The 7,011-nt window shown below is 56.1% G+C and carries 9 protein-coding genes; 3 read left to right on the forward strand and 6 right to left on the reverse strand.

What is annotated here, in order from left to right:
- Nucleotides 1-414: 414 nt before the first annotated feature.
- Genes QNK41_RS03990 through QNK41_RS04000 form a run of 3 tightly spaced genes read right to left on the reverse strand, consistent with a single transcriptional unit; the run spans nt 415 to nt 2,404 of the window.
- Nucleotides 415-1,248 (reverse strand): M48 family metallopeptidase, encoded by an 834-nt coding sequence (locus QNK41_RS03990; protein ID WP_319253992.1) that lies wholly within the window; start codon nt 1,246-1,248, stop codon nt 415-417.
- On the reverse strand, nt 1,249-1,698 hold the full coding sequence (locus tag QNK41_RS03995; protein WP_319253994.1) for a YbjQ family protein: 450 nt from the start codon (nt 1,696-1,698) through the stop codon (nt 1,249-1,251). It lies immediately after the preceding gene.
- Between the two features lie 10 nt (nt 1,699-1,708).
- On the reverse strand, nt 1,709-2,404 hold the full coding sequence (locus tag QNK41_RS04000) for a YbjQ family protein (RefSeq protein ID WP_319253996.1): 696 nt from the start codon (nt 2,402-2,404) through the stop codon (nt 1,709-1,711).
- A gap of 137 nt (nt 2,405-2,541) precedes the next feature.
- On the opposite strand from QNK41_RS04000, the gene QNK41_RS04005 reads away from it, so the two are divergent.
- Together QNK41_RS04005 and QNK41_RS04010 are read left to right on the forward strand one after the other, a co-directional pair.
- Nucleotides 2,542-3,288: a hypothetical protein gene (locus QNK41_RS04005; RefSeq protein ID WP_319253998.1), complete on the forward strand. Its 747-nt coding sequence runs from the start codon at nt 2,542-2,544 to the stop codon at nt 3,286-3,288.
- 255 nt (nt 3,289-3,543) lie between these two features.
- The gene (locus QNK41_RS04010; RefSeq protein ID WP_319254000.1) at nt 3,544-4,281 is read left to right on the forward strand and encodes a lysophospholipid acyltransferase family protein; all 738 of its coding nucleotides are present in this window, start codon (nt 3,544-3,546) and stop codon (nt 4,279-4,281) included.
- Between the two features lie 16 nt (nt 4,282-4,297).
- Here the strand turns inward: QNK41_RS04010 and QNK41_RS04015 are convergent, their stop codons facing one another.
- Nucleotides 4,298-4,528, reverse strand: coding sequence for a DUF1698 domain-containing protein (locus tag QNK41_RS04015; protein WP_319254002.1), 231 nt, complete (start codon nt 4,526-4,528; stop codon nt 4,298-4,300).
- A gap of 137 nt (nt 4,529-4,665) precedes the next feature.
- A complete protein-coding gene (locus tag QNK41_RS04020) occupies nt 4,666-5,985 on the reverse strand; it encodes a uracil-xanthine permease family protein (RefSeq protein WP_319254005.1) in 1,320 nt (439 codons plus the stop codon).
- Nucleotides 5,986-6,258: 273 nt separating this feature from the next.
- Between QNK41_RS04020 and QNK41_RS04025 the strand changes: the two genes are divergently transcribed.
- Complete coding sequence (locus QNK41_RS04025) at nt 6,259-6,810, forward strand: lytic transglycosylase domain-containing protein (protein ID WP_319254007.1); 552 nt, start codon at nt 6,259-6,261, stop codon at nt 6,808-6,810.
- A 10-nt stretch (nt 6,811-6,820) separates the two neighbouring features.
- On the opposite strand, the gene QNK41_RS04030 is transcribed toward QNK41_RS04025, so the two are convergent.
- On the reverse strand, nt 6,821-7,011 hold a 191-nt coding region (locus QNK41_RS04030; protein ID WP_319254009.1), incomplete at its 5' end, for a DUF2065 domain-containing protein.

Below are 7,011 nucleotides of genomic sequence, written 5' to 3' on the forward strand. Positions count from 1 at the left end.
GGGGATGCCCTGCCTGACAAAACAGAACACCAGCATGGGCACAATGACGATTCCGCCACCTATGCCCAACAGGCCGGCCAGGACGCCAGCCACGGCTCCAACCAGAATGTACATTAATAAAATGGCCGTCATTTTGGCGCCTTGTGAGTCGATTGCTGGCATGCCAGTATAATCAATTGACGAATAGACAGCACGCGTTATCATGTTTGATCGCCACCCACAATCCAAATCGAACCCCCAAGGGCTGGAAAGTCTTGAGAAAGCGGCGAATTGGCGGGCAATTGATGGAAGACGGCCGCATCAGTGAAGACCCGCTTCATGATCGAGCGTGCCATCCGAAGCATTGCCGCCAATCCGGGCATGAGCCTGCGCAGAGAGGTGTTGTCTGGATTGCTGGAGATGGAAAATAAACTATCAGGGCGGATTCTTGTCGGCGGCCAGATCGACCGGCAGGGGAAGTGGGTGTCCGGTCGGGTAACCCCGCTTTTGGGCCAGATCTTCTAAATGGCCGATGCGGCGGCGGTTTTCAGGGTGTGAAGCGAAATAGTGGCCGAAGCGGCCAGGGTCACCATCTTCCGGAATTTTGCTGAAAAAGGATGTGGCGTCCGCCACGTGGCCGTAGTGGCAGAAAAGCGTTTCCAGGGCAAACTCATCGGCCTGGGTTTCCTGCTTGCGTGAAAAGCTCAATTCGGTGAGCACCAGGCCTTGCCCGATCATGCTGTTGATGCTGTTGTCCGCGCCTAGCAACAGCGTGGATGCCGTCATCAGTACCAGGGCCCGCCCCAGCCCCCGAAGGTGGTCCCTGTTAGCAAAATGCCCCAGCTCGTGCGCCAGGACAAAGGCCAGCTCGTTCTCCGAGGTCATTTCCGCCAGCAGGCCGGTAAAGACCACCATGTGCCCACCGGGCAGGGCTGCCGCATTGACGGCATCGGCTTCGGTGACATGAACAGTGATGCTATAGGGCAGCGGGGCGCATCGATCCTGGAGACGATCCACCAGGGACTGGAGGGATTGGGTGGTATCGGCGACATCTTCATTTTCCACGAGCCGCCCGACAAAGGCACCGGCCAGCTTTTTTTCCAGATCCATGGAGAGCCGGGGGACAATCAGGTCGACCGCCAGGCCGAGGGCCAGATAAACGCCGACCACGATGGCCAGCAGGCCGCCGGCCAGTATGGCGAACTCTTTGAGCGGATGGGTGGGTGAGACGTTGACGTTGATTCCGGGCTGCCGGGCCGTAAATTTCACCTACTCCTCCACGGTAAGTGCCGTCCCGTAAGCCATGGCCTCCAGGCAGCCGATGTTCTTCCGCCTGGACTGTTTGCCGATGGCCGACGTCTCAATGCGCACATTGACAATGACCGTGGCATTCCCGGCCATCTCTTTCATACGCAGCAAGGCCTCGCGCCGTGCCCGGTCGAGAAGGCTCTCGTAGGATTTCACCTTCCCCCCGAAAACATTGCGCAGGCTGGCCAGAATCCTCTTGAAATAATCCACGGAAATCACGGCGCTGCCATAGACCAGCCTGGCCGACCGGATTTTATGCTCGGGAATATCCACGGATTTCAAAGTGACGACCGGCAGGTTGACGGTTGCATTTTCCCGCTCGGTAATCGAGCGGTAGTGCCGCTTTTCTGCCCAGGTCCCCGCACCGTATCCCAGGGCCAGCAATGACAAAAAGATAATCAGGTCAATCATCGACAGCCTCCTAATCCACGCGGACGGCGGTCCCGTACGCGTAAAGTTCCGCCGCGCCCTGAGCCACAGAAGATGTGGAAAAACGGACGTTGACAATGGCATTGGCGCCCATCAGGCGGGCCTCTTCGATCATCCTGTCCATGGCCTGCTGTCGGGATTCCTGAAGCAATTGGGTGTAGCCCTTGAGTTCCCCGCCAACGAGATTTTTCAGACTGGCCATGAGGTCGCGGCCGATATGCTTGGCCCGGATGGTGCTGCCGGAAACCAGTCCGAAATGCTCTGCCACGGTTTTGCCGGGAACCGTTTCGATATTCGTGATTATCATTTTGCCTCCATCAGATGTCGTGATATAGTGAACCTTGACTTGGGAAACAGGCGGCTGATGCGGCGGTGCAGGCGATTGTGAATAGTTGGAAGCGTCGGCAACCGCTGCCGAATCGACGGAAGGTGGCATCGGCGCCTGAGCCTCGGGTTCACCGTCCTTGCGGATATCGCAGAATGCACCGGCGGCGGCGAACACCTGCTTGTACTTTTCGGCTGTCGCCAGGTCCGTGTGCTTACGGACGGCTACGGGGCTGCCGACGAACAATTTCGCGATACCCTGGCCATCCGTTTTGAGTGCAGATTTCAATCGATCCTTGACCATTCCCGCACTTTTCCCGGGCATGATCCTGCCTTCGAAGATAACGGTGTATCGATCACTCATGGGTCGCTTTCTCCTCGTCGGGGTGTTGATGATTAATCGCCGAACCTGTCCGTATATAGACTCCAATGGTAAGGGTTCGACTTGCTTATACGTCATCGATGGTTATCGGACAACCCATGATGAAACATGAGGGGAAAATGATAAAGACAATCTCCGTTCGCTGGCTTTTCCTGGGCACGGTGTTTCTATGGTTGACCATGGGTTGTGCGGCTTCTGTCACACAAATCCCCGCCGGTCCGACACCCTTGGCGGAGGCCCCTGATCCGCAGGGCAGCGGATGGTGGTTCGTTCGATTCAAGATGGATCGCCCGGCCGAGGAAACTCGATGGGAGAAAGATCTTCTGATCGCCCATCGGGTCGCATCTCCCCTGATTGCCGCCCATGAAGGGGTAATCGATTTGTGGCGCTTTCACCGCCGCTCCGCAGAGGATAAAACCGGCCACCAGTTCAGTTTCCTTTTTTTCACGACCGCGGGGGTGGCGGACAGCATCAATCAGGTGGTTTTGGATGATCCCCTGGTCAGACGAATGCTTGCCGACAGTGTGATTCAAGAAGTTATCACCGATGCCGTTGATCATAACGATCACCCGAATGTGGGCGACACCAGCGACCCCAACTGGTCGTCGGTCATGCAGGACACCTGGCCCTATTACATCATGGGGGTGAGCCGCATGTGGCTGGCAATGATCGATCAGGTTTCCCGGGACAGCGGCATGGCGGACGATGCCACGTTGGGCGAGATGTTGGAACATTACGCACAGGTGGATGATGCGATCAACCACATTTGGCAACAGGAAGGTTACCACGCCTTGCTCCATCACCTGAATGCCATTTATGGGTATAAAGCTCTGGTATACTGGGAAAAGCGTTGGAAATCCTTTTAGGACACATCTCAAAAATAGTCTAAGCGTCCATGGTGGCGCTATGAAACGACTCAATATGCTCACATGTTAACTGGTTGCTGCGCTTTCTTGCCGTTGCATGCCTTGCCCTGAACCCTGATCCTTATTTTTGAGATAGACTATCGTAATATGGCTTCGGGTCGATTACGCCGAAGCGGTTTGGCCTTGAAACAGCCTGTCTACTATATGTGGTAAAGTGGCCACCCATGGGTAGAATCCACAGCGGAGTTGCCGATCATGCTGAACCGAATCATTGCCACCATTTTTCTTGTCTTTTTTGGACTGACCTCAGCCGTTCTTTTTATCGTTGCCCTGGTAATCTGGGCGCTGACCGTGCTGGTAGACAGACGGCTGATCGTTCTGCACCTGTTCACCTCATTCTGGGCGTCGCTCTATCTGTGGATCATGCCCGCCTGGTCCGTTCATGTTGACGGCCGGCGGCTAAACGCCTGGAAGCGAAACTATGTGATTGTTTCCAACCACCAGTCGCAATTGGATATCCTGGTGGCTTTTCATCTGTTCATTCCTTTCAAGTGGGTGTCCAAAACCGAAGTGTTCAACCTGCCTTTCATCGGCTGGAACATGCGGCTGAACCGTTACATCAAACTCAAGCGGGGCGACAAGGTGGGCACGGCGAGGATGTTGGCCGACTGTGAGAAATCGCTGGTACAGGGCAATTCTATCTTTATTTTTCCAGAAGGAACCCGTTCGAAAACCGGTGAACTGAAGCCTTTTAGGCCTGGTGCCTTTATCCTTGCCAAGAAGATGGCCGTTCCCATCCTGCCGGTGGTGATCAGCGGCACCAACGCCGCTTTGCCTAAACACAGCCTCAATTTCCACGGCAGGCAGCATATGCACATTCGCATGCTGGAGCCCATCCCGGTGGAACAGTTTGCCAATATGTCGGTTGAGGACCTGACAGAAATGGTCCGGACCCGGGTGGCCAATGGGCTGGAGGAAATGACACCGGCCTGATCGAGCCGGTTGTCCATTATCGGTGCCGGGCTGTGGCCACAATCATGGCACGGACCGTTGCCGGGTAGCCTTCCACGGTCTTTTGCGGATCGTCGGGATCCAGAAAGTCCGCCAGGCTTTCCGTGTCGATCCAGTCGGTCTTGCGCTGTTCATCGGTAGAGGGTGTCTTTGCCCATGGTATCTCCCAACTCCCGCAAGCATGCCTGCAACACAGCGATTGGATGGTTATCCGGCAGAAGCCCGCCACCTGTAAAGATCCTGCATAACGATCAAAACGCCCCTTCCGGATCATTTCGGAAGGGGCGCTGGGTGGGCATGGTCATGATGAACCGCGATAGCGAGCGCATTCCCCGCCGCTTGCCGCGGGGAGGGTTCAATTGCGGATCAGTTTGGCTGCTTAGCCGGCAGAACCAGGTTAAGTACGACCCCCAAAATTCCGGAAAGGCCGATGCCGCCTAAAGTGAATTTGCCAAAAGGAAGCACCATGCCACCGATGCCGCAGACCAGGATCAGGGCCACAATCGTCAGGTTGCGGGGTTCCGTGAGATCCTCTCCGGCCTTCACAAGGGTATTGAGGCCGATAACGGTGATGGCGCCGAAAAGCAGCAGCATGATCCCGCCCATCACCGGCACCGGGATGGTCTGGAGCAGGGCTCCCATTTTACCGATAAAGGCAAGGGCAATGGCGAAAATGGCTGCCCAGGTCATGATGCCGGGATTGAACATCCGGGTGAGGGTGACCGCTCCGGTCACCTCGCTGTAGGTGGTGTTGGGCGGCCCGCCTAAAAAGGAGGCAAAAGAGGTGGCGATGCCGTCGCCCATCATGGTGCGGTGGATACCCGGCTCTTTGACGAAATCCTTTCCGGTGACGCTGCCGATGGCCAGGATGTCGCCGAAATGCTCGATGGCCGGCGCAATTGCCACCGGTACGATGAAGATGATGGCCTGAAGGTTCCATTCGGGCAGGACAAAATCGGGCACGGCAAACCAGGGTGCGTCTACCAGCGGCTTAAAGCTCACCAGGGCAGGGCCGGTAAAGTTCTTTAAGGCCCCGGGATCAAAACCGGTCTGAATGGAACCGGAAACACCGATAACATCAAGAATCAGCGCCGCCGCGTAGCCGGCCCCGACGCCGATGAGGATCGGGATCAGGCGAAGCCAGCCTTTGCCCAGTAGCGAGGTGAGGATGGTCACCAGAAGGGCCACACCGGCCACTATCATGGCCGTGCTCTGTGGCACCAGCCATGCCGAACCGTCGCCGGTACGGCCCATGGCCATGTGAACAGCCACCGGTGCCAGTACCAACCCGATGACCATGATCACCGGCCCCACCACCACCGGCGGCAGCAGCTTGTGCAGAAAACCGGGACCGAAGGCTTTGATGCACAGGCTCAGCACTATGTAGAACAGACCGGCAGCGACAAGGCCGCACATGGTGCCGGGAATACCCCAAGTATTTACCCCATAGATGATCGGCGCGATAAAGGCAAAAGAGGAGGCCAGGAAAATAGGTACCATGCGCTTGGTGATGAACTGGAAAATCAGGGTGCCCACGCCGGCGGTGAACAGGGCGACGTTGGGATTCAGACCGGTAAGCAGAGGAACCAGCACCAGGGCGCCAAAGGCAACAAACAGCATCTGGGCGCCCACCAGGCTGTCTTTAGGGCGGAATACGTAATCGGTGGCGGACTGTTGCGCGGACATAACACCTCCTTTGGGAAATTGGGATACCGTGGGGTAGAAGAGAAAGTTGAATCGGTCTATATGCGGAAACCAAGGATGTGTCAAGCACTGTGCCGTCGCCGCAACCCCACCTTTTTTTCTTGCCATAAGGAAGAAAAAACTTTACAAATCCACAAGTTGTGCCGATACCAACGTAAATGAAACGAGGATGAAGGCCGCTGCCTTCCCTGTGGCGGCTGAGAGCTCATGCGCAAATCGATTCGACACAATCCGATCTTGAAGCCCGGCACTTGGATGGCCGTCGTTCTGATGGTGTTGCTGGCGCTGCCGGCCGCGGCCGATATTTATATGTATATCGACAGTCAAGGTGTCATGCACTTCACCAATGTTCCCACCACCAGCGATTATCGAATTTATATCAAGGAGCGCCCCAAACGCCAGGGAACCCGGATGGACGCCAATCGCTTCGACCGCTATATTGACGAGGCCGCCGGTCTTCACGGGGTGGATTTTCCCTTGCTCAAGGCGGTGATTCGCGCCGAATCGGCTTTCGACCCCAAGGCTGTATCCAAAAAGGGGGCGTTGGGGCTCATGCAGATCATGCCGGCGAATCTGGAGGCCTTCCGGGTTTACGACCCGTTCGATCCCTGGCAGAACATCATGGGCGGCGCCCGCTATCTGAAGGCCCTGATTCAGAGGTTTGACGGGCAGGTGCCGCTGGCCCTGGCTGCATACAATGCCGGCCCTCGGGCCGTGGATACCCACCGTGGCATTCCACCGATTCCGGAAACCGAAGCGTACGTTAAAAAGGTGATGAAATTTTTCTATTTATACAAGAAGGGATGAACACAGCAACCTATCGCCGCCCCATATAGACCAGAGCCAACCCAGCCAACATCATCACCAAACCAAATCGACGAAGGGATCCAGGTGCCATTTCCATTATTTTGGCCATCCACCCTTTCATCTGATTCGGTGCCGCAAAATAGGGCACCCCTTCGATGATCATTACCATGCCAATCACGCAGAGAAAATAATCCATTTTTT

This window comes from Desulfosarcina sp., from assembly GCF_033791525.1.
GTDB lineage: Bacteria > Desulfobacterota > Desulfobacteria > Desulfobacterales > Desulfosarcinaceae > Desulfosarcina.

Bases quoted from the DNA above. Each gene is read 5' to 3' on its own strand.
- QNK41_RS03995 (WP_319253994.1), bottom strand. From the start codon at position 1,698: ATGATTGACCTGATTATCTTTTTGTCATTGCTGGCCCTGGGATACGGT.
- QNK41_RS04000 (WP_319253996.1), bottom strand. From the start codon at position 2,404: ATGAGTGATCGATACACCGTTATCTTCGAAGGCAGGATCATGCCCGGG.
- QNK41_RS04005 (WP_319253998.1), top strand. From the start codon at position 2,542: ATGATAAAGACAATCTCCGTTCGCTGGCTTTTCCTGGGCACGGTGTTT.
- QNK41_RS04010 (WP_319254000.1), top strand. From the start codon at position 3,544: ATGCTGAACCGAATCATTGCCACCATTTTTCTTGTCTTTTTTGGACTG.
- QNK41_RS04020 (WP_319254005.1), bottom strand. From the start codon at position 5,985: ATGTCCGCGCAACAGTCCGCCACCGATTACGTATTCCGCCCTAAAGAC.
- QNK41_RS04025 (WP_319254007.1), top strand. From the start codon at position 6,259: ATGGCCGTCGTTCTGATGGTGTTGCTGGCGCTGCCGGCCGCGGCCGAT.